The sequence below is a fragment of the Mycobacterium bourgelatii genome (genome assembly GCF_010723575.1).
Taxonomy (GTDB): Bacteria; Actinomycetota; Actinomycetes; order Mycobacteriales; family Mycobacteriaceae; genus Mycobacterium; species Mycobacterium bourgelatii.
Map to the genome: position 1 here is coordinate 193,390 of NZ_BLKZ01000002.1, position 20,398 is coordinate 213,787.

Annotated in this window: 22 protein-coding genes and 1 tRNA gene; 13 read left to right on the forward strand and 10 right to left on the reverse strand. The window is 64.6% G+C overall.

Features of this window, described 5'->3' with window-relative positions; genetic code table 11:
• Nucleotides 1–28 precede the first annotated feature (28 nt).
• The 4 genes from G6N68_RS25925 (at nucleotide 29) to G6N68_RS25940 (ending at nucleotide 3,049) form a co-directional block, all read left to right on the forward strand.
• Nucleotides 29–1,258 (forward strand): TerC family protein, encoded by a 1,230-nt coding sequence (locus G6N68_RS25925; RefSeq protein ID WP_163719926.1) that lies wholly within the window; start codon nucleotides 29–31, stop codon nucleotides 1,256–1,258.
• Between the two features lie 24 nt (nucleotides 1,259–1,282).
• A complete protein-coding gene (locus G6N68_RS25930; protein ID WP_163719080.1) occupies nucleotides 1,283–1,909 on the forward strand; it encodes a DedA family protein in 627 nt (208 codons plus the stop codon).
• A 253-nt stretch (nucleotides 1,910–2,162) separates the two neighbouring features.
• Complete coding sequence (locus G6N68_RS25935; protein ID WP_240355897.1) at nucleotides 2,163–2,570, forward strand: GreA/GreB family elongation factor; 408 nt, start codon at nucleotides 2,163–2,165, stop codon at nucleotides 2,568–2,570.
• Entirely contained in the window at nucleotides 2,570–3,049 is a 480-nt protein-coding gene (locus tag G6N68_RS25940) for a GreA/GreB family elongation factor (protein WP_163719928.1), read from the forward strand. The genes G6N68_RS25935 and G6N68_RS25940 overlap by 1 nt, the downstream gene beginning before the upstream one ends.
• 13 nt (nucleotides 3,050–3,062) lie before the next feature.
• On the opposite strand, the gene G6N68_RS25945 is transcribed toward G6N68_RS25940, so the two are convergent.
• Genes G6N68_RS25945 through sp36 form a run of 3 tightly spaced genes read right to left on the reverse strand, consistent with a single transcriptional unit; the run spans nucleotide 3,063 to nucleotide 4,488 of the window.
• On the reverse strand, nucleotides 3,063–3,851 hold the full coding sequence (locus G6N68_RS25945) for an MBL fold metallo-hydrolase (protein ID WP_163719082.1): 789 nt from the start codon (nucleotides 3,849–3,851) through the stop codon (nucleotides 3,063–3,065).
• Between the two features lie 9 nt (nucleotides 3,852–3,860).
• Nucleotides 3,861–4,316 carry a RidA family protein gene (locus G6N68_RS25950; RefSeq protein ID WP_163719083.1) on the reverse strand — a complete coding sequence of 152 codons (456 nt, stop codon included), beginning with the start codon at nucleotides 4,314–4,316 and terminating at the stop codon, nucleotides 3,861–3,863.
• A 10-nt stretch (nucleotides 4,317–4,326) separates the two neighbouring features.
• Entirely contained in the window at nucleotides 4,327–4,488 is a 162-nt protein-coding gene (sp36, locus tag G6N68_RS25955) for a Sp36 family protein (protein ID WP_163719084.1), read from the reverse strand.
• 87 nt (nucleotides 4,489–4,575) lie between these two features.
• Between sp36 and bagA the strand changes: the two genes are divergently transcribed.
• A complete protein-coding gene (gene bagA / locus G6N68_RS25960; RefSeq protein ID WP_163719085.1) occupies nucleotides 4,576–5,598 on the forward strand; it encodes an ATPase BagA in 1,023 nt (340 codons plus the stop codon).
• Nucleotides 5,595–6,755 carry an ATPase BagB gene (gene bagB, locus G6N68_RS25965; protein WP_163719086.1) on the forward strand — a complete coding sequence of 387 codons (1,161 nt, stop codon included), beginning with the start codon at nucleotides 5,595–5,597 and terminating at the stop codon, nucleotides 6,753–6,755. The genes bagA and bagB overlap by 4 nt, the downstream gene beginning before the upstream one ends.
• A gap of 618 nt (nucleotides 6,756–7,373) precedes the next feature.
• On the opposite strand, the gene G6N68_RS25970 is transcribed toward bagB, so the two are convergent.
• Nucleotides 7,374–7,727 carry a WhiB family transcriptional regulator gene (locus G6N68_RS25970; protein ID WP_163719087.1) on the reverse strand — a complete coding sequence of 118 codons (354 nt, stop codon included), beginning with the start codon at nucleotides 7,725–7,727 and terminating at the stop codon, nucleotides 7,374–7,376.
• A 359-nt stretch (nucleotides 7,728–8,086) separates the two neighbouring features.
• Between G6N68_RS25970 and ponA2 the strand changes: the two genes are divergently transcribed.
• From ponA2 to G6N68_RS25990, 4 genes are all read left to right on the forward strand, one after another.
• A complete protein-coding gene (gene ponA2 / locus G6N68_RS25975) occupies nucleotides 8,087–10,513 on the forward strand; it encodes a transglycosylase/D,D-transpeptidase PonA2 (RefSeq protein ID WP_163719088.1) in 2,427 nt (808 codons plus the stop codon).
• An 88-nt stretch (nucleotides 10,514–10,601) separates the two neighbouring features.
• A complete protein-coding gene (locus G6N68_RS25980; protein WP_163719089.1) occupies nucleotides 10,602–11,561 on the forward strand; it encodes a metallophosphoesterase in 960 nt (319 codons plus the stop codon).
• Nucleotides 11,558–12,664: an L-cysteine desulfhydrase Cds1 gene (gene cds1 / locus G6N68_RS25985; protein ID WP_205351519.1), complete on the forward strand. Its 1,107-nt coding sequence runs from the start codon at nucleotides 11,558–11,560 to the stop codon at nucleotides 12,662–12,664. Before G6N68_RS25980 ends, cds1 begins: the two co-directional genes overlap by 4 nt.
• Nucleotides 12,665–12,725: 61 nt before the next feature.
• Nucleotides 12,726–12,802, forward strand: a tRNA-Pro gene (locus G6N68_RS25990).
• 90 nt (nucleotides 12,803–12,892) lie between these two features.
• On the opposite strand, the gene G6N68_RS25995 is transcribed toward G6N68_RS25990, so the two are convergent.
• Nucleotides 12,893–13,495, reverse strand: coding sequence for a TetR/AcrR family transcriptional regulator (locus G6N68_RS25995; protein ID WP_240355900.1), 603 nt, complete (start codon nucleotides 13,493–13,495; stop codon nucleotides 12,893–12,895).
• Nucleotides 13,496–13,684: 189 nt separating this feature from the next.
• On the opposite strand from G6N68_RS25995, the gene G6N68_RS26000 reads away from it, so the two are divergent.
• Nucleotides 13,685–14,443: a hypothetical protein gene (locus G6N68_RS26000; RefSeq protein WP_163719091.1), complete on the forward strand. Its 759-nt coding sequence runs from the start codon at nucleotides 13,685–13,687 to the stop codon at nucleotides 14,441–14,443.
• A gap of 30 nt (nucleotides 14,444–14,473) precedes the next feature.
• Here the strand turns inward: G6N68_RS26000 and G6N68_RS26005 are convergent, their stop codons facing one another.
• On the reverse strand, nucleotides 14,474–14,686 hold the full coding sequence (locus tag G6N68_RS26005; protein ID WP_163719092.1) for a hypothetical protein: 213 nt from the start codon (nucleotides 14,684–14,686) through the stop codon (nucleotides 14,474–14,476).
• 120 nt (nucleotides 14,687–14,806) lie between these two features.
• Between G6N68_RS26005 and G6N68_RS26010 the strand changes: the two genes are divergently transcribed.
• A complete protein-coding gene (locus G6N68_RS26010) occupies nucleotides 14,807–17,005 on the forward strand; it encodes a molybdopterin-containing oxidoreductase family protein (RefSeq protein WP_163719093.1) in 2,199 nt (732 codons plus the stop codon).
• Here the strand turns inward: G6N68_RS26010 and G6N68_RS30350 are convergent.
• The 4 genes from G6N68_RS30350 to G6N68_RS26025 form a co-directional block, all read right to left on the reverse strand.
• Nucleotides 17,002–17,157, reverse strand: a complete 156-nt coding sequence (locus G6N68_RS30350) for a hypothetical protein (protein ID WP_205351520.1) — start codon at nucleotides 17,155–17,157, stop codon at nucleotides 17,002–17,004. The genes G6N68_RS26010 and G6N68_RS30350 overlap by 4 nt on opposite strands.
• A gap of 214 nt (nucleotides 17,158–17,371) precedes the next feature.
• The gene (locus tag G6N68_RS26015; protein ID WP_163719094.1) at nucleotides 17,372–18,709 is read right to left on the reverse strand and encodes a cytochrome P450; all 1,338 of its coding nucleotides are present in this window, start codon (nucleotides 18,707–18,709) and stop codon (nucleotides 17,372–17,374) included.
• Nucleotides 18,710–18,873: 164 nt separating this feature from the next.
• The gene (locus G6N68_RS26020; protein WP_163719095.1) at nucleotides 18,874–19,176 is read right to left on the reverse strand and encodes a DUF4193 family protein; all 303 of its coding nucleotides are present in this window, start codon (nucleotides 19,174–19,176) and stop codon (nucleotides 18,874–18,876) included.
• Between the two features lie 187 nt (nucleotides 19,177–19,363).
• The gene (locus G6N68_RS26025) at nucleotides 19,364–19,624 is read right to left on the reverse strand and encodes a hypothetical protein (protein WP_163719096.1); all 261 of its coding nucleotides are present in this window, start codon (nucleotides 19,622–19,624) and stop codon (nucleotides 19,364–19,366) included.
• Between the two features lie 208 nt (nucleotides 19,625–19,832).
• On the opposite strand from G6N68_RS26025, the gene G6N68_RS26030 reads away from it, so the two are divergent.
• The gene (locus G6N68_RS26030) at nucleotides 19,833–20,372 is read left to right on the forward strand and encodes a cysteine hydrolase family protein (protein ID WP_163719097.1); all 540 of its coding nucleotides are present in this window, start codon (nucleotides 19,833–19,835) and stop codon (nucleotides 20,370–20,372) included.
• Nucleotides 20,373–20,398: the final 26 nt, after the last annotated feature.

Below are 20,398 nucleotides of genomic sequence, written 5' to 3' on the forward strand. Positions count from 1 at the left end.
GATCGATGAAAGAGCGGTGCGGCAGGCGATGATCGTCCCCGACTGGGTGTGGGCCCTGACCATTGCCGGCATCGTGGCTCTGCTGGCCTTCGACTTCTTCTTCCACGTCCGCAAGGCACACGTCCCGACCCTGCGGGAAGCGGCGGTCTGGTCGGCCGGCTATGTCGCCGTCGCTTTGCTCTTCGGGGTCGCCGTGCTGCTGTTCGGGGGTGGCGATGCGGGGTCGGAGTACTTCGCCGGCTACATCACCGAAAAGGCATTGTCCGTCGACAACCTCTTTGTGTTCCTGGTGATCATGAGCAGCTTCCGGGTGCCGCGCGAGGACCAGCAGAAGGTTTTGCTGTTCGGGATCACCTTCGCGTTGATCGCTCGCAGCGGTTTCATATTTCTCGGCGCCGCGCTGATCAACGCATTCGCGTGGGTTTTCTACCTGTTTGGGCTGATCCTGTTGATCACCGCCGGCCACGTCCTGAAGCCGGATGACGACGACGAATCCCGCAAAGCCAACAATTTCCCGGTCCGCGTAGCCAAGAAGGTCATTCGCACCAGCGAGCACTACGACGGCGACAAGTTGTTCACCAAGATCGACGGTAAGCGGGCAATGACACCGATGCTGCTGGTGATGGTGGCACTCGGCGGCACCGACGTCCTTTTCGCGCTCGACTCAATCCCGGCCATCTTCGGGCTTACGCAGAACGTGTTCATCGTCTTCACCGCCACCGCGTTCTCGCTGCTCGGTCTTAGGCAGCTCTATTTCCTCCTCGACGGCCTGCTGGACCGACTCGTCTACCTCTCCTACGGGCTGGCGGCAATCCTCGGCTTCATCGGCGTCAAGCTGATCCTGCACGCGCTGCACGAGAACAACGTGCCGTTCATCAATGACGGCGAACCGGTGCCGGTCATCGAGATCAGCACATCGATCTCACTGGTCGTGATCATCGGTTTGCTGGGTGTCACAGTGGCGGCCTCGTTGCTCAGTCCGAAGGGCAAGGCGAAGATGGCGATCGCCAACGCACGTCGGCACGCCACCGCTTACCTGGACTCCGAATACACCCACGATCCGGAAGAACGCGAACGCATCTTCAAGAAGTTGATCAAAGAGCGCGACCAGATCATGTCGCTCGAACCCAAGTACCAGAACCTCGTGCGCGACGAGCAGGCATTGAACGATCTACTCGAGCGCGCTGCCGCCAAGCACAACGAAGCGGTGGAGCGCGGCGAGGCCGAACCACACACCGTCAAGGGTTTGACGGCATGACCGGCGTGTTGAAGGCGGTGCGCGGTGTTTGATTCACTGCTCGACACGCTCGGCCGCTCGTGGTGGGAATATCCGCTGGTTCTCGCGATTTGCGGCTTTGATGCCGTCGTTCCCGTTCTACCCAGCGAAACGGTACTGCTGACGGCGGGAATCTTGTCCGCCGAGGGGTCGATGGTGCTGGGCCTGGTAATCGTGATGGCGGCCATCGGCGGTTTTCTCGGTGACAACCTCGCTTATGCGATCGGCAATTCGGCGGATGAGCGGGTCTATCGATGGTTTGCCCGCGGGAAAAGGCGCAAAGCCAGGCTGGAGTGGGCGCAGCGCGAATTGGACCGCCGCGGCGGCCCCTTGGTTATGGTGGCCCGGTTCGTGCCCGGGGGTCGCACGGCGACCACCGTCTCCTGCGGCATGCTGGACTTTCCCTATCGCACCTTCATCGTTTTCGATGCGATCGGTTCCATCCTGTGGGCGGCGCTGAACACAGGGATCGGCTTCGTCGGCGGGCACGCCTTCGAGGGCAGACCTCTCGTGGCCTTCGCCTTCTCGTTCGCTGTCGCGCTGACACTTGGCGGCGGCATCGAACTGGTTCGCTGGGTGCTGCGGCGACGCAAAGCCGAGCGAATCCCTGCCGAAAGCCACGCCAGTCTGTAACTCCGCACCCGACACCGGCCGCGCGGAACCACCAAAGTGGCGGCGGGAATGTCGCAGCGCGACAAACACCACCTCACCCCGTTGTCGGATTGGGGCAAACCCTGGCGCCCCGAGTCGGGCGACCATGGAGTCGACCCCGAAATCGCCCGCCACCAACGGCGGGCGTTGACATCCGCCCTGCGCGTCGCGGCCGAAACTGGCCGGTCGCAGGGCCATGGGTGTCCCCCTCTAAGCATGAGAAGGAATGGTCGAAATGACTAGCGTTCGACAACAGCCAGGGACTGAACAGGATCCAAGCCCCGGCGTCGCCGAACCCGGCATGGTCCTCACCGTGCGTTACGACGAAACCGGCCGCACAGAGACGTTCAAGCTCGGCGGCTACGGCGCTTGCGACACGGACAAGAAGCTCTATCCGCTGCGATCGCCCCTCGGTCGGGCCATCGTCGGTGCGCGCGCCGGAGAACAACGCAGGGTCGTGACGCCCGACGGCCCCGCCGTCCCGGTGACGCTGCTGGACGCCCTGGCCGACGCACGTACTCCAGCCAGACGGCCCCGGTCGAGATTCCGATCCGGGGGCCGCAACCGGCTCCGCCGACAGGCGCACCTGGGCATGTCAGGCAGTCCGAAGAATCCGTCATCGCGAAAGGAGCGTCGACCATGATGAACGACGCGCAAACTGTGTGGCTTTCGCAGCAGGCTTACCAGAATCTGCAGCAAGAACTCGCCACGTTGCGTGAGTTGAACGCCGTCGCACCGCAGCCGGATGCCGACGACAACAGCGTCCTCGTGCGCCAAGCACGGCACGCGAGGATCCAGCAGATTCACGACATGTTGACCAATGCCGTCATCGGTGAGGATCCTCCCGACGACGGCATCGCCGAGGCCGGGATGGTGGTGACGGTCCGCTACGACGACAACGGCAACGGGCACGACGGGGACACCGAAACGTTTCTTCTCGGCGTGCGGGGTGCCGAACACGGCGACCTTGAGGTCTACTCCGTCAAGTCGCCGCTGGGAGCCGCCATCCTTGGCGCTCGCCCCGGTGAACGACGCACCTACACACTCCCCAATGGCGGGGCGCTCGGCGTGACGATCCTCAAGTGCGTTCCCTACGGGCTACACCAGGCCGCCTTGACCTAAGTCGGTGGCAGCGTCACGCCCGGAGATAGTTGAGCTGCACCTGCACGGACCACTCGGCGGCGTCCCAGAGCTTCTCGTCGACATCGACGTAGACGTGTTCGACGATTTGCCGGGTGGTGGCGTCCTCGCCGAGTTCGCGCAACGCCGAGCGGACCTGTTCCAGCCGCTCGTGCCGGTGGGCCAGGTAGCCGGTTGTGACGGCGTCCAACGCGGGTAGGTCCGGGCCGTGGCCGGGCAACACCGTCCGCTTGCCGAGACCGCGCAGCCGGTGCAGCGACTCCATGTAGTCGGTCAGGCTGCCGTCTTCCTTGTCCATCACGGTGGTTCCCCGGCCCAGGACCGTGTCGGCGGTCAGTACCGCGTCGTCGAGCAGAAAGGACAAGGAGTCGGCTGTGTGGCCAGGGGTGGCCATCACCTTGATTTTCAGCCCGGCCGCGTCGATCACCTCGCCGTCGATCAGTTCGCCGCCCAGGCCACGCAGGAATCCGCTGCCCGCCGACCGCACCGTTGCTCCGGTCAACTCGACGAGCTTGTCGATCCCGTCGGTGTGGTCGGAATGCCGATGGCTGATCAGCACGAGTGCGATGCGCCCCAGCGCCGCAACGCGCGCGATGTGTTCGTCGTCGTCCGGACCGGGGTCAACGATGACCAACTCGTCACTGCGCGGGCCGCGCAGCACCCAGGTGTTGGTGCCTTCCAGCGTCATCACACCGGGGTTGTCAGCCAACAGCACCGAGGCGGTTTCGGTAACCGGCCGCAACTCACCGTAGGCGGGATGCGTCAGCGGCGAGGTCTCGGACATGGCAGGTTGTCAGCCGACCTCGACGATCAGCTCGACCTCCACCGGGGCGTCGAGCGGCAACTCGGCTACGCCGACCGCCGAACGTGCGTGCGCGCCGTTGTCTCCGAAGACCTCGGCAAGCAGGTCCGAAGCCCCGTTGATGATGCCCGGCTGACCGTTGAAACCCGGTGCCGACGCGACGAACCCGACAACTTTGACCACCCGGGTCACCGAGTCGAGGCCTACCAACGCGTCCACCGCGGCCAGCGCGTTGAGCGCACAGATCCGCGCCAACGCTTTGCCTTCCTCCGGGGCGACATCGGCACCGACCTTGCCTGTGCCGGCCAGCTTGCCGCCCTCGATCGGCACCTGGCCGGAGGTGAAGACGAGATTGCCCGTGCGCACTGCCGGTACGTAGGCGGCCAACGGAGCCGCCAACTCCGGAAGCGACAGACCGAGTTCTTTGAGGCGGGCTGTTGCGCTCACCAGCTGGCCCCTATTTCGGACGCTTCAGGTACGCGACGTGCTGTTCACCGGTGGGACCGGGCAGCACCGCCACCAGTTCCCAACCGTCTTCACCCCATTGGTCGAGGATCTGTTTTGTGGCGTGCGTCAGCAGCGGGACGGTGGCGTATTCCCATGTCGTCGGTTGGGTCATTACGCGAGCTTATCGGTCTCGCGTTCAGAGCTATGCGGCCAGCTCTGGCCAGCCCGGCGGCATCAGGAGCGGGTGGCTTAGCATGCGATGGTGGCAAACACATCTAGCGGCGGTAGTTCCGTCGGCTGGCCGTCGCGACTGTCGAAAGCTCGTTTGCATTTCGTGACCGGCAAAGGCGGAACCGGGAAGTCAACAATTGCGGCCGCGCTGGCGTTGACGCTGGCAGCGGGTGGACGCAAGGTCTTACTCATTGAAGTCGAAGGGCGGCAAGGGATTGCGCAGCTTTTCGATGTTCCTCCGCTGCCATACGAGGAGGTCAAGATCGCGACCGCTGAACGCGGCGGGCAGGTCAACGCGCTGGCGATAGAACTCGAAGCGGCGTTCCTGGAGTACCTCGACATGTTCTACAACCTGGGCATCGCGGGTCGGGCGATGCGGCGCGTCGGCGCTGTCGAGTTCGCGACCACGATCGCGCCCGGTCTGCGCGACGTACTGCTCACCGGCAAAATCAAGGAGACCGTAATCCGGGTCGACAAGAACAAGCTGCCGGTTTATGACGCGATCGTCGTGGACGCGCCGCCGACCGGTCGGATAACACGGTTTCTCGACGTCACCAAGGCCCTGTCCGATTTGGCCAAGGGCGGGCCGGTGCATTCGCAGGCCGAGGGCGTGGTCAAGTTACTGCACTCCGACCAGACCGCCATCCACCTCGTGACGCTGCTCGAGGCATTGCCGGTGCAGGAGACACTAGAGGCCATCGAGGAGTTGTCCGAGATGAACCTGCCCATCGGGAGCGTGATCGTCAACCGCAATATCGAGGCCTACCTCGATCCGGACGCGCTGGCGAAGGCGGCCGAGGGTGACATTGACGCCGACGCGGTGCGGTCAGGTTTGGCCATGGCCGGGATCACGCTTTCTGACGACGATTTCGCCGGGCTGCTGACCGAGGCCATCCAGCATGCGACGCGGATCAGCGCCCGCGCCGAGACCGCACAACAACTCGACGCTTTGCACGTGCCTCGGTTGGAATTGCCGACGATCTCCGACGGGGTCGACCTCGGCAGTCTCTACGAGCTTTCGGAAGTGTTGGCACACCAGGGGGTTCGATGACCGTCACACCGAAAACTCTTGACATGGCCTCGATTTTGGCCGACACCTCCAACCGGGTGGTGGTGTGCTGCGGTGCCGGCGGTGTCGGTAAGACCACCACAGCGGCGGCGATGGCCATGCGCGCTGCCGAATATGGCCGCACCGTAGTCGTTTTGACGATCGACCCGGCCAAGCGTCTCGCACAGGCGTTGGGCGTCAACGATCTTGGCAATACGCCGCAGCGGGTTCCGTTGGCGCCAGAGGTCCCAGGCGAGCTGCACGCGATGATGCTGGACATGCGACGCACCTTCGACGAGATGGTCGTCCAGTACTCGGGACCCGATCGGGCGCAATCGATTCTGGACAACCAGTTCTATCAGACCGTCGCCACATCGCTGGCCGGCACGCAAGAGTACATGGCCATGGAGAAGCTGGGTCAACTTCTGGCCCAGGACCGGTGGGACTTGGTGGTGGTGGACACGCCACCGTCGCGCAATGCGCTGGACTTCTTGGACGCTCCGAAGCGGCTCGGCAGCTTCATGGACAGTCGCCTGTGGCGGTTGCTATTGGCCCCCGGCCGGGGCATCGGCCGACTGGTAACGGGCGCAATGGGTTTGGCCATGCGAGCGATGTCAACCATCCTCGGTTCTCAAATGCTCGGCGATGCAGCGGCTTTCGTGCAGTCGCTGGACGCCACCTTCGGCGGGTTCCGCGAGAAGGCCGACCGCACCTACGCGTTGTTGAAGCGTCGCGGCACCCAGTTCGTGGTGGTGTCGGCCGCCGAGCCCGACGCGTTGCGGGAAGCAGCCTTTTTCGTCGACCGGCTGACGCAGGAATCGATGCCGTTGGCCGGGCTCGTGTTAAACCGCACCCACCCGATGTTGTGCTCTCTGCCGATCGAACGGGCGATCGACGCCACCGAAATGCTCCAGGCCGAGCATCCCGACTCGGACGAGGCCGCGCTGACCGAAGCCGTGCTGCGGATTCACACCGAGCGCGGGCAGACGGCGAAGCGGGAGATCCGGTTGCTGTCTCGGTTCACCGGCGCCAACCCCCATGTGCCTGTCATCGGCGTGCCGTCGCTGCCGTTCGACGTCTCGGATCTGGAAGCTTTGCGCGCCCTCGGCGACCAGATCTGTTCGGTTGGTGACGAGGCGGCTCGCGCAGCGAGGGGCTGAGGAACCGGCCCATCGGCAAGAGTCGGTGACGAGGCGGCTCGCGCAGCGAGGGGCTGAGTAACACGCGGTCCGACGCGGCCGGTCGGCAGCCACCACGCCGACGAATCACTCCAGCCACTTGCGCCTCCGTTCCAGGCGGCACCCGTCGTGCCCGGCTTGTAGCGACAAACTCGGGTGGGCGAAAAGTTGTCGCTAAGAGCCGGGCGCGAAGGGTCCCTCCCGGCGGAGTCACTCATGGGGCGGATGTGATCGGGACTGCGTCGCTACATGCCCGCCGGGCCGGCGTCATCCCACCGGGCCGCCGTCCGCGTGCCGAAATTGCTGTCGCTACAAGCCGGGCAGACGCGCATGTGCTCCGGAGCGGTGACCAGTGGGACAGGTGTGGCGATGCCGATAAGGAAGCGGTAACCCCGTCCGTCACCCAGCGCGCGCTCCGCCCAGCAAGAACCCCATGAAAACGACAGCCTCCCCAGCGCTGGCGGTAACCAATTCCTATTGCGCACAAGGCAATTAGGATGCGGCAGCCCATCGGGACCCAACCCCAAGCCTTGGTTGTAACAGTAAAGTAATGACGAAGGCCGACCCGAAGGCCGGCCTTACAGTCCCATCAAACGATCGCTAACTGATCCCGCGACGCTTGCGCTTGTCGAAGAATTCCGACCAGGAGACGACGTCGGGGTGCTGCTTCAGCAGGGCCCTGCGCTGGCGCTCGGTCATACCACCCCACACACCGAACTCGACCTTGTTGTCCAGGGCATCCGCTGCGCATTCCTGCATAACCGGGCAGTGCCGGCAGATCACGGCAGCCTTGCGTTGGGCGGCGCCGCGGACAAAGAGTTCGTCGGGGTCGGCCGCGCGGCACAGCGCTTGCGAAACCCATCCGAGTCGCTCGTCGGCGTCACTCTTGCGTACCGGGATGCTGCCTACCGACGTGAGGTGTGTCCGTCGGCTAGCCGGACGATCTCCTGACACGAGCTGATCCCTTCCTCCCGGCCACAGCCCCGTGGCCGCCCTCCTCGGGTACCAGCCGATGTGGCGATCTAGGCCACAATGCGCACACCGGTGTTACCTGAATCTCACTGCGTATCTAAGTTAGGTGCCAGCTGGCAATTGCGCAACAGTCCGATAACGAATTTTCTTGTACGCTCGTCCAGGCTTAAGACCCTCCGCCGGTGCAAACACGGCGCGTCCGTGCGAATTGTGGCTCTGACCTGTGACGCAGGAGCAAATTACCCCGTCAGGCGGGTAGCACGCTAGATCAACACGTGCTAAAGAATTTTTTTCCGCCGGACGGCGCGGAGCCGTGACAAAGGGTCGCTACTGTAGTACGCATGTCCGAGCGCCCCCCGGTCGCACTCACCCTCGCCAAGTTGGCGGGGTGCTGTCTGCTCGCGGCCATCGTCGCCGCGGCGCTCATGTTCCCCTTCGCCGGCGGAATCGGCTTGATGTCCAACCGGGCGTCCGAAGTCGTCGCCAATGGCTCGGCCCAACTCCTCGAAGGACAGGTCCCGGCGGTATCGACGATGGTCGACGCCAAGGGCAACGTCATCGCCTGGCTTTACTCTCAGCGCCGCTTCGAGGTGCCCACCGACAAGATCGCCAACACGATGAAGCTGGCGATCGTCTCGATCGAGGACAAACGGTTCGCCGATCACAACGGTGTGGACTGGAAAGGCACCCTGACCGGCCTGGCGGGGTACGCGTCCGGCGACCTGGACACCCGCGGCGGTTCGACTATCGAGCAGCAGTATGTGAAGAACTACCAGCTGCTGGTCACGGCCCAGACCGACGCCGAGAAGCGCGCCGCCGTCGAAACCACCCCGGCCCGCAAGCTGCGTGAGATCCGGATGGCGCTGACCCTGGACAAGACCTTCACCAAGCCCGAGATCCTGACGCGCTACCTCAACCTGGTCTCGTTCGGGAACGGTTCGTTCGGCGTGCAGGACGCCGCGCAGACCTACTTCGGCATCAATGCGAGCGACCTGAACTGGCAGCAGGCGGCGCTGCTGGCGGGCATGGTGCAGTCGACCAGCGCACTCAACCCCTACACCAACCCCGAAGGCGCGCTGGCCCGGCGCAACCTGGTGCTCGACACCATGATCGAGAACCTGCCGCAAGAAGCCGACGCGCTGCGCGCCGCCAAGGCCCAGCCGCTGGGCATCCTGCCGCAGCCCAACGAGCTTCCGCGAGGCTGCATCGCGGCCGGTGACCGCGCCTTCTTCTGTGACTACGTCCAGGAATACCTCTCGCGCGCGGGCATCAGTAAGGAGCAGGTGGCCCGGGGCGGCTACCTGATCCGCACCACGCTCGACCCGGACGTCCAGGTTCCGGTCAAGGCAGCCATCGACAAGTTCGCCAGCCCGACCCTCGCCGGCATTTCCAGCGTCATGAGCGTGATCCAGCCGGGCAAGGACTCACACAAGGTGCTGGCGATGGCCAGCAACCGCAAATACGGCCTCGACACCGAGGCCGGGGAAACCATGCGACCGCAGCCGTTCTCCCTGGTTGGTGACGGCGCCGGCTCCATCTTCAAGATCTTCACGACGGCTGCGGCCATGGAGATGGGCATGGGCATCAACGCAAACCTTGATGTGCCGCCCCGATTCCAGGCCAAGGGCCTGGGTAGCGGCGGCGCCAGGGGATGCCCGAAGGACACCTGGTGCGTGGTCAACGCGGGTAACTACCGCGGTTCGATGAATGTCACCGACGCACTGGCCACCTCGCCCAACACCGCGTTCGCCAAGCTGATCTCGCAGGTCGGGGTCTCCCGCGCGGTGGACATGGCCATCAAGCTGGGGCTCAGGTCCTACGCCAACCCGGGCACCGCCCGCGACTACAACCCCGACAGCAACGAAAGCCTGGCCGACTTCGTCAAGCGGCAGAACATCGGCTCGTTCACCCTGGGCCCCATCGAGGTCAATGCGCTGGAACTGTCCAACGTCGCCGCGACCTTGGCGTCCGGGGGCATGTGGTGCCCACCGAGCCCGATCGACAAGCTGATCGACCGCAACGGCAACGAAGTCTCCGTCACGACCGAAACCTGTGAACAGGTGGTCCCCGAGGGTCTGGCCAACACCCTGGCCAATGCCATGAGCAAGGACTCAACGGGCAGCGGCACGGCCGCCGGGTCGGCCGGTGCGGCGGGTTGGGACCTGCCGATGTCCGGCAAGACGGGTACCACCGAGGCGCACCGGTCGTCGGGTTTCGTCGGCTTCACCAACCGCTACGCGGCCGCGAACTACATCTACGACGACTCCCCGTCGCCAACTGATCTGTGCTCCGGGCCGCTGCGCCACTGCGGCTCGGGCGACCTGTACGGCGGCAACGAACCGGCGCGTACCTGGTTCACCGCGATGAAGCCGATAGCCACCATGTTCGGCGACATACACCTACCTCCGACCGATCCGCGCTACGTCGACGGTTCGCCGGGGTCACGGGTGCCCAGCGTGGTCGGTCTGGACGTCGATCAAGCGCGTCAGCGCCTGAAGGACGCCGGCTTCCAGGTTGCCGACCAGACCAACGCCGTCAACAGCTCGGCCAAGTACGGCGAGGTCGTCGGAACGTCGCCCAGCGGGCAGACGATCCCGGGTTCGATCATCACGATTCAGATCAGCAACGGCATCCCGCCACCACCACCTCCGCCGCCGGAGGGTGCGCCGGAGGTCATCGGGTCGCAGGTCGTCGAGATACCTGGCCTGCCCCCGATCACCATCCCGCTACTGGCGCCGCCACCACCCCCGGCGCCGCCTCCGCCGTAACCCGTATCCGGGCCCAAAAGGGCTGCGAAACGGGCTCAGTGAGGTAAGCGACACGACTTCAGCCGCCTACCGGCAGTAGGCTGCCTGCATGGTTGCTGTCTTGCCTGCCCTGTTACGCACCGGCGCCATTGCGGTCGGCTCGGCCGTCGCCGGCATCGGCTACGCCTCGCTCGTCGAGCGCAATGCGTTCGTCCTGCGCGAGGTAACCATCCCGGTCTTGAGTCCGGGTTCGACTCCGCTGCGGGTGCTGCATATCAGCGATCTGCACATGCTGCCCAACCAGCGCCGCAAGCAGGCCTGGGTGCGCGAGTTGGCCAGCTGGGAGCCCGATCTGGTGGTCAACACCGGGGACAACCTGGCCCACCCCAAGGCGGTGCCGGCGGTGGTCCAGGCGCTGGGCGACCTGCTGCACAGGCCGGGCGTGTTCGTCTTCGGCAGCAACGACTACTTCGGCCCTCGGCTGAAGAATCCGGCGAATTACCTGACCAACCCGGATCACCGCGTCCGCGGCGAACCGTTGCCGTGGCAGGACCTGCGGGCGGCGTTCACCGAGCGCGGCTGGTTGGACCTGACCCATACCCGCCGCGAGTTCGAGGTGGCCGGACTGCACATCGCCGCCGCGGGCGTCGACGACCCCCACATCGACCGGGACAGGTACGACACGATCGCCGGCCCGGCCAGCCCGGCCGCGAACCTTCGCCTCGGCCTGACCCATTCGCCGGAACCGCGGGTGCTGGACCGCTTCGCCGCCGACGGCTATCAGTTGGTGATGGCCGGCCACACCCACGGCGGGCAACTCTGCCTGCCGTTCTACGGCGCGATCGTGACCAACTGCGGCCTGGACCGCTCCCGGGCCAAGGGACCGTCTCAGTGGGGCGAAAACATGCGGCTGTATGTGTCGGCCGGACTGGGCACGTCGCCATTCGCTCCGGTGCGCTTCTGCTGCCGTCCCGAGGCAACCTTGCTGACCCTGATCGCCACTCCCATGGGCGGCCGGGACTCCACCAGCGACCTGGGCCGCCAGCCGACCGCGTCGCTGGTGCGTTGAGCGACCGGACTCGTATCGCGGTTCGCAATCGGTCCCGGGACTGGACGGACAACGCTATCCGGCTGATCGAAGCCGACGCCCGTCGCAGCGCGGACACCCACCTGCTGCGCTATCCCCTGCCGTCGGCCTGGGCCGCCGACGTGAACGTCGAGTTGTACCTCAAAGACGAGTCGACGCACATCACCGGCAGCCTCAAACACCGGCTGGCACGGTCGCTGTTCCTCTATGCGCTGTGCAACGGGTGGATCGACGAGGGCACCACGGTGGTCGAGGCGTCGTCGGGTTCGACGGCGATATCCGAGGCGTACTTCGCATCTCTGCTGGGCCTGCCGTTCGTCGCGGTGGTACCCGCCTCGACCAGCGCCGCCAAGGTGGCATTGATCGAAGCGCAAGGCGGCCATTGCCATTTCGTCGAGAAGTCGAGTCAGGTCTATGCCGAGGCCAAGCGCGTGGCCGACGAGACCAACGGCTACTACCTCGACCAGTTCACCAATGCCGAACGCGCCACCGACTGGCGCGGCAACAACAACATCGCGGAATCCATCTATGCGCAGATGGGCGAAGAGCGACACCCCATCCCGGAATGGATCGTGGTGGGAGCCGGCACGGGCGGAACGAGTGCCACCATCGGCCGATACATCCGGTACCGGCGCCACGCCACGCGGCTGTGCGTGGTCGACCCGGAGAATTCCGCGTTCTACCCCGCATACGCCGAAAAGCGCTACGACCTCGTCACCGGCGCCTCATCGCGAATCGAAGGCATCGGCCGCCCGCGGGTTGAACCATCGTTTCTGCCCGAGGTGGTTGACCGCATGGTGGCGGTTCCCGACGCCGCCTCGATCGCTGCCGCCCGCCACGTCAGCACGGTCCTGGGACGACGGGTAGGGCCGTCAACAGGCACCAACGTCTGGGGAGCCTTTGGCCTGCTGGCCGAGATGGTCGAGCAGGGCCGCAGCGGATCGGTGGTCACCCTGCTGGCCGACAGTGGCGACCGGTACGCCGACACCTATTTCAACGACGAGTGGGTCGCCGCGCAGGGGCTGGATCCCAGCGGTCCCGCTGCGGCGCTCGTGGAATTCGAGCGCGACTGCCGCTGGACATAACCGGTCCTACCTGCGGTTTGGGACAGTGGTGCACCCGTGCGATAGGCTGTCGTGGCTTAATCGGGGTGTGGCGCAGCTTGGTAGCGCGCTTCGTTCGGGACGAAGAGGCCGTGGGTTCGAATCCCGCCACCCCGACCAGACAATTAGGGTCCGGCCAGCAGCGATACGGTCGGCGCTGCGCGGCCGGTTGGGGACGCCCCGAAGGGGCCGGTCACCGAAACCAGTCGCTCAGCGGTATTCGTCGATCAGTTTGGCCACTGCCTGCTGAGCATCGTTGACGGTGAGCGGAGGCGTGGCGAACATTTCCGCGAGCATCATTGCCACTGGCGTTGTCCAGAGCAGCATGCCCAACGCGACGGCATGCTCACGGCTGGTCCCGGTGTTCAACCGAGCGATCAATGCCGCCAGGGCCGCGCCAAGCCGCTCCATGTGCTCTCCGCCAAGCGCGCCGCGCAATTCCTTGGTGGCGATGAGAATCTCTAACCCCGCCATCGCCTTCGGATTGGCGAATGCTTCCCACGTCGCGCGCACCAATTCCTCGGTACCGATCGGCCGATCAGGATCGGCCAACACCTCGAGCGATTCGACGAGACGGTCAACCGCATCTTCTATCACCGCGGTCAGCAGACCATCCCGATCCCCGAAGTGATGCTGAATGACACCCCAACTCACGCCCGCGCGCTCGATGATGTGTCGCGCACTGGCCGCGGAGTAGCCTTCCTCACGGATGCAGCGAACGGTCTCGTCTATCAGCAGTTCTCGGGTCCGGTCCCCCCGCTGCTGTCGGCCCGCGGCCGGCCGACGCGGACTGGTGCGTCTGCCGGCAGTCACCGCGGTAATCCGCTCTGCGCACCGCATTTATTCATCAAAACGAGCTTAAGACACCGCTCGCGAGTTTCCTGTCTGTCAGCGTCGTTGCCGCTCACCTGCGAGAAACCGCATTGCCAGCCTTGCTGAAAAACATGGCACCTGCCATGCTTTGGGGCGTGCAGTCACTCACCCCTATTACAGGCCGTACCCATGACTGAGACGATCAACGCCGACAAACAGGCGGCATCGGCCAAGCCCGGCCTCTCGTCACTGCAAAAATCCCTGTTCGGGGTCCTGGCGTTCTTCTTCCTCATCCAGGTTGTGTTCTGGTACCTCGAGTTTCATGCCGGGGTATCCCACACGGTCGCGACCACCACGCTCGTTGTTCTCGTCGTGGGCTGTTTCTTGACCGCACTCGCGCTGCCGTGGTTACCGCTTCCCGGTCAACGTGACCGCACCAAAGCCGAGCGACTCAGCGCGATGGTGATCGTCTGGGTCTTCATCGCCCTGATCCCGCGGTTCATCTGGGAATTACCGTGGCTTTTGTTCTTCGACGAGATCAAGGCCGGCGTCCAGCGTGGCGCGCTCTGGACCTACATGTGGGCGCCCATCCTGCTCGGCGGCGACGCCCGCTACCTCAACGGCGACCCGCTCGTCGTCGTCCTTGAATGGATCGCCCTCTTCGTCGGGTTGTTCGAGGCGTACGCGATGGTCCAGTTCTTTCGCAATGGCAAGCGGTTCACGAGCACGCAACTCTCCTTCATCATGGGCGGCATGATCGTGGAGGTGACGCTGCCAGCGGTCTACTTCGGGGTAGAGATCGCCAACAACCTGCAGAGCATGACCAGCCCCGTGGAAATGTGGATCAAGTTCGTCGTGCTGAATCTGCTGTGGTGCACCATGCCCTTTGTCACGTACTTCTGGGGCGTCGGCAGGCTGGCGCGCCAGGACCTCGCGGTGAAGTTCTGAGGTCGGGAGACCGATCCGGCCACCCCGGCACTAATCCGATCCGCCCTCTTCCCCCCTGGCGGCTTCGGCTTTCGAGCGACCTTCTCCCGCCGTGCGCCGGTGTTCGACGGCCGCGTCGTTGTGTTGCTCGCCGCCACGACCGGGCTTCGCCTTCTCGGCCCATTCATGACCTTCAGCGATCTGCTCGTTCAGTTCAGCCGCGCGATCACCCGCGCCCGCGCGATCGCGCGCTGATTCCGGCATGTCACAACGATAGCGGGCGCAGACCACCCTTGCGGCGTGGCGATTTTTGGCGATGGCAGAGCAACCATCGCGACTGTCGGTGTGTACCTCAACCGTCGGCCTTACCGTAACGTGATAGCGATGGCACCCGAGCAAAAGACGACGTTCTGCCGGATCTGCGAACCGCTGTGCGGCATGATCGCGACCGTCGAGGACGGAAAACTCGTCAGCCTTCGCCCAGACAAGGAGCATCCGCTCTCGGCCGGCTTCGCCTGCCAAAAGGGCATCGCCTTCACCGAAGTCCAAAACGACCCGGATCGCGTCACCACGCCGCTGCGCCGCACGCCGACCGGGTTCGAACCGGTGACCTGGGACGAGGCACTGTCCGATATCGCCGCTCGGCTCACCCGGATCCTGAAGGCCCATGGCTCGGGTGCGGTGGGCTGGTACATGGGCAACCCGGCGGCATTCAGCTACGCCCACACGTTCGCGGCACTGACATTCATCAAGGGCGTGGGACGCCACAGCCACTACTTCACCGCCTCGTCTCAGGACACCAACAGCAGGCTGATCGCGAGCCAAATGCTCTACGGGGTACCGACCTCGACGCCGATTCCCGACCTGATGCGGACCGACCTCTTCGTGGTCATGGGCGCCAATCCTGTTGTCTCGCACGGCAGTTTCCTGACGGCGCCGCGCATCAAAGACCGCATGCACGACATCGTCAAACGCGGTGGGCGCGTCGTCGTCATCGATCCGCGTCGCACCGAGACCGCCACGGCTTTCGAATGGCTGGGCATCGTCCCCGACACCGACTCCTACCTACTGCTGTCCCTACTGCAGGTGATGTTCGCCGACGATCTTGTCGACCTGCCCCGAGCGCGCCAACAGGCCGACGGGATCGAGTGGTTGCAGGCACTCTGCAAGCGCTTCACACCGGAGATGACGGCGCCGCACACCGGCATCGAGCCGGAGACCGTCCGCTCGCTCGCTCACGACCTGGTGCGCACCGAGCGGGCTGCCGTCTACGGACGGCTGGGCACCTGCGTCGGCCGCAGCGGCACCCTCACGGCGTACCTGATCGATTGCGTCAACCTGGCCGCGGGGAACCTGGACACCCCCGGAGGCTCGGTGTTCGGGTCGATGGAGACGGTGGGCTCGCGATGGGTGAACACCTTCATGGGCGCGGGGTTGCGGCGCGACACCAGGCGAAACCGTTCGCGCGTCGGAGGCACAGCCAATGCCATCATGTCCGAACCCGCCGCCTTCATGGCCAAGGAGATCACCACACCGGGCGACCGGCAGATCAAAGCCATGTTCGTGTCGGCGGGCAATCCCGTCCTGTCGGTGCCCAACGGCGACGAACTCGAGGCGGCCTTCGAACAACTGGAACTTTCGGTGGCTCTCGACTTCTACGTCACCGAAACCACATCCCGCTGCGACTACATCCTGCCGACCACGACGATGTATGAGCGTGAGGACTTCCCGTTCACATTCCAGCAGTTCCAGGCCACCCCATTCCGGCAGGCCACCGAGGCCGTCGTCGCACCCCGTGGAGAAGCACGATCCGAATGGGACATCGTCGACGACCTGACCAAGAGATTGGCGCGCCAAGTGCCGACATTCGGCGCGCTGGCTATGGCGCGCAAAGCGTTGAGCCTCGTCGGGGTGGCACTATCTCCGCGCCTCATGATTGACGCCCTCATCCGGATGTCCCAGGGCGGAGACCTGTTCGGCGTCCGCCGCAACGGCTTGACGCTGCGGCGACTCACCGAACGTCACCCACACGGCGTGGTGGTTGCGCCGCACATCCGAACGGGCGTGTTGCGTACCGCTGTTGCTTATCTGTCCCGACGGGTCAGGCTGATTCATCCCGAGATCGCCGGCGAGGTCGACAGGTTGCTGGCCCGCAAGGATCCCGAAGGCTATCCCTTGCGAATGATCGGCATGCGGGAAACCCGTTCGGAAAATTCATGGATGCACAACGCGCCGTTGCTCATGCGCGGGGAGCGGGCACATCGCGCGCTGATACATGTCGACGATGCGGCGGCCCTGTCGCTGACAGACGGCAGCCTGGTGCAACTCTCGTCACCGTACGGTCAGATCCAGATCGCCGTCTCAACGACGAAAGACCTGTTGCCCGGGGTGATAGCAGTACCGCACGGATGGGGCCACAAGGGCACCGGAACATGGAGCCTGGCCAACCGGGCCGGCGGCTCGAACGTCAATCAGTTGACGTCGAGCGCGCCGGAGGATGTGGAACTGTCCGGAATGGCGTGGCTCACCGGGGTTCCGGTCCGAGTGGACCCCATCCGCGAGCCGGTAGTTCCGGTCAGCTAGAACCAGACTTTTCGGCCACCGACGGGGCGACCAACCGCGCCGAGAATCCACAAGACCACGCCGATGACGACCAGGATGCCGCCTATCGTCTGGAGGATGGCGAGCTTGGCGACCAAGCCGACAATAAACAGGATGATTCCCAAGATGATCATGACGACTCCCTTTTGCTGAACGGTGTCCAATTGACTGGCTCAGCAGGGGTACCCGGCTACGCCAACGCCCAATCGCAACCCGGCTCTTTAAATACGTGCCATAGGCCAGTCCGGCGAAGTCGACGGTCCAACGGCGGAAATCGCCTGGTTGGAAATCTGGATAGCAATTGCCAAATTCCGACCGTCATCGCGCGTCTTGATCTGCACCGCGCTGTTACCGAGCGGGACGGTATCGCACGAGAGTGCCGTGCCGGGGGGCGAGCATGATGGACCGCCGCACGATCCGTTCGGTCTCGCCATTGACCGCCGTGAATTCGCCCTCACGCAGCAGCACATGCAACACGGTGATCAGCTCCCGCATCGAAAAGGCGGCCCCCAGGCAGCGTTTGACTCCGCCACCGAACGGAACCCATGCGAACGTCTGGGGTGGCGCGTCGAGGAATCGCTCCGGACGGAACTCGTGCGGATGATCGTAGGTGTCGGCGCTGCGATTGATCGCGATGATATGAACGACGATGCGGGTGCCGGCTTCGATGCGGTAGCCACCGAGCACGTATGGCCGGGCCGCAACGCGGGCGGTGAAGGGAGCGGGCGGACGCACCCGCAGCGTCTCGTTGATCACCGCAGTCGTAAAGGCTTCCCCGCCGCCGACGGCTTCCTCTCGCACCCGCCGCAGCGCCTCGGGATGGTGCAGCAAGAGGTCGAACGCCCACGCCAGGGTGGTCGCCGTGGTCTCGTGGCCGGCCAGCATCAGAGTGATCAGGTCATCGCGAATCTCGGTGTCTGACAACGTCTCTCCGTTCTCGCCGCGAGCGCGGATGAGCAAGGCCAGAACGTCGCTTTGCTCGGCGAGGCGGGCATCGGCTCGCCGTTGGGCAATCAGCGGCATGACGCCGTCGTCGATGTCGCGCCAAGCCTGCGAGCGCGACGGCCACACACGCAGCGTGCCTAGGTGTCGCAACGCATATCGAACCGTCAGTTGTTCGGACACACCGAGGTTCAGCAGTCGCTCGAAGGGCCGGCCCAACCGTCGCACTTCGTCGGGATCGTCGACTCCGAAAATGACCTTGACAATGACGTCCAGCATCAACGACCGCGCCGCACCCAGCATCGCGAAGGGGCGGTCGGTGGGCCAGTCGCGCAGTGCGGCGCGGGTGGACTCCTCGATGATCGGCACATAACCGCGCAAGGCGCCGCCGTGCAGCGGTGGTGTCAGCAGCTTCCGCCGCCGCAGATGCTCCGGCTCCTCCTGGACGAACATCGACCCCGAGCCGTAGATCGCCGCGGCGGGTCCCACGCCCGCTCCCCCGAGCAGGATGTCGGGCGGGGCTGCAAAAACCTCTTTGGCCAGCGCCGGGTCGGACACGATTGCCACGTCGCCCAGGCTGAGGATCGGCATCGTCATGATCGGCCCGTAGCGGCGGATCAACCGCATCATCCGACGCTCGCCGCCGACCAGGTAGGCAACCGCGTACGCCGCCGCGTACGCGGCATGAAAACGACGGGGCGCGGGCAGGCCTGGCGGATTTGTCAGCTGGCTGAGTCCTCCCATGCAGCCCTCCCGTGACCCGGCAAGATCACGGCTAGAGCCTACTACCAGCAGTAGTAAATTATGTGCGCCATTCGGTCAGCAGGAATCCCGATCCGGTCGCACGCGGCCGATGGTCTCGCGGGCACACGTCCCGCGCCGGCGTGGCGGGTTAGAACGTCTCGAGTTCAGACACAGTCGGCGCAGATTTGGCGCCCACCGCTGGTACTGCGCAGCCGGCTGCGGTGCTGCACCAGGAAGCAGCACGAGCACATGAACTCGTCGGCTCGTTTCGGAACCACCGCCACGGTCAGCTCTTCGCCGGACAGGTCGGCGCCAGGAAGTTCGAAGAACGGGACGTCGTTAGGGTCGTCGTCGACGACCACCGTGGACATCTTCGGCAGCGACGGCACGATCTCGCCGAGGGGCGACCGGTCCCCCGCGTCGATCTCGGTCACGCGGCGTGCGTCGTAATCTGCTGTAGTGGACATGGCCGATCCTTCCTGCTGAGTCACCGGGTCGCTCATCACCCGTGGCTCAGTCAGTACCCTTTTCGATCTCCGACCACACGCGTCTGCACAAAAATTTTTGGTCTGCAAATCGACGAAGCACCGCAGGTCAGGCTCACTTTGCTAGGCGCAAAGGTGAGCGGGCGGCGAGTTGCACTTCGCGGCGTCGCTACGAAAGATCCGCAGGCTCGAACGGCCCGCTCGTGGGTCGGCTTCGTGACACCCATGCCAGGCCCACCCAGGGCGACATGACGGCCAGGGTAAGGATCACAATCGCCACGGCGCCGTGTCCGGTAGCCAGCGAAATCATGCCCGCGACGAGGCCTACAGCCCAGGTCACGGCGGCAATCAAACCGGGCAGGCGCACCCCATTGTCGTCGGCGCCCGTGAACAGCGCGCTCCGCTCGCAACTAGTTGCGGTGTAGCTCATCTCAACTCCCAATGGGCCAGACAAATTATGGCCGCAGGCCACTATAGCCTATAGATACTATTGCTTTGATTATTAAGTTGCTGTGGCCCCGAACAGCCAGTCAGACGAGGCCTACCCGATAGCTATCAGGCGCAAACGTCGCATCGTGGTGTGGGTGACATTAAGGACGAAGGCTAATTAGAAGCTGAGGAGTGGGTATTACTGCGCTGTGAGTGACACCGCCTTACTGGTCATCGACATGTTCAATGACTACAGCCATGAAGATGCCGAACACCTGACACCCAACGTCGAAAAGATCATCGACCCAGTGGTCGAGCTGATTCGGGACGCCCACCGCCGAGACGACGTCGACCTGATCTACGTCAATGACAACCACGGCGACTTCACCGCCGACCACAACGCCATCTTCACCGCGGCGTTGAACGGCGAGCGCCCCGACTTGGTCAAGCCGCTGAAGCCGCCACCCGATTGCCGGATTCTCACCAAGGTCCGCCACAGCGTGTTCTATTCCACCGCGCTGGACTATCTGCTGGACCGGTTGAAGACCAAGCGCATCGTGCTGACCGGCCAAGTCACCGAGCAGTGCATCCTCTACAGCGCGCTGGACGGGTACCTCCGGCACTACGACGTGATCGTTCCACCCGACGCCGTCGCGCACATCGATGAGGACCTGGGGGCGGCCGCCCTCAAGATGATGGAGCGCAACATGGGTGGCCAGTTGCTGCCCGCGGCCCGCTGTCTGGACTAAGGCCGCATCAATGCCGCACCCGCCGC

Excerpts from the sequence above, each read along its gene's own strand:
- G6N68_RS25925 (WP_163719926.1), top strand. The coding sequence starts at position 29 with ATGATCGTCCCCGACTGGGTGTGGGCCCTGACCATTGCCGGCATCGTG.
- G6N68_RS25935 (WP_240355897.1), top strand. The coding sequence starts at position 2,163 with ATGACTAGCGTTCGACAACAGCCAGGGACTGAACAGGATCCAAGCCCC.
- G6N68_RS25940 (WP_163719928.1), top strand. The coding sequence starts at position 2,570 with ATGAACGACGCGCAAACTGTGTGGCTTTCGCAGCAGGCTTACCAGAAT.
- G6N68_RS25945 (WP_163719082.1), bottom strand. The coding sequence starts at position 3,851 with ATGTCCGAGACCTCGCCGCTGACGCATCCCGCCTACGGTGAGTTGCGG.
- sp36 (WP_163719084.1), bottom strand. The coding sequence starts at position 4,488 with ATGACCCAACCGACGACATGGGAATACGCCACCGTCCCGCTGCTGACG.
- bagA (WP_163719085.1), top strand. The coding sequence starts at position 4,576 with ATGGTGGCAAACACATCTAGCGGCGGTAGTTCCGTCGGCTGGCCGTCG.
- bagB (WP_163719086.1), top strand. The coding sequence starts at position 5,595 with ATGACCGTCACACCGAAAACTCTTGACATGGCCTCGATTTTGGCCGAC.
- ponA2 (WP_163719088.1), top strand. The coding sequence starts at position 8,087 with ATGTCCGAGCGCCCCCCGGTCGCACTCACCCTCGCCAAGTTGGCGGGG.
- G6N68_RS25980 (WP_163719089.1), top strand. The coding sequence starts at position 10,602 with ATGGTTGCTGTCTTGCCTGCCCTGTTACGCACCGGCGCCATTGCGGTC.
- G6N68_RS26000 (WP_163719091.1), top strand. The coding sequence starts at position 13,685 with ATGACTGAGACGATCAACGCCGACAAACAGGCGGCATCGGCCAAGCCC.
- G6N68_RS26005 (WP_163719092.1), bottom strand. The coding sequence starts at position 14,686 with ATGCCGGAATCAGCGCGCGATCGCGCGGGCGCGGGTGATCGCGCGGCT.
- G6N68_RS26010 (WP_163719093.1), top strand. The coding sequence starts at position 14,807 with ATGGCACCCGAGCAAAAGACGACGTTCTGCCGGATCTGCGAACCGCTG.
- G6N68_RS30350 (WP_205351520.1), bottom strand. The coding sequence starts at position 17,157 with ATGATCATCTTGGGAATCATCCTGTTTATTGTCGGCTTGGTCGCCAAG.
- G6N68_RS26015 (WP_163719094.1), bottom strand. The coding sequence starts at position 18,709 with ATGGGAGGACTCAGCCAGCTGACAAATCCGCCAGGCCTGCCCGCGCCC.
- G6N68_RS26020 (WP_163719095.1), bottom strand. The coding sequence starts at position 19,176 with ATGTCCACTACAGCAGATTACGACGCACGCCGCGTGACCGAGATCGAC.
- G6N68_RS26025 (WP_163719096.1), bottom strand. The coding sequence starts at position 19,624 with ATGAGCTACACCGCAACTAGTTGCGAGCGGAGCGCGCTGTTCACGGGC.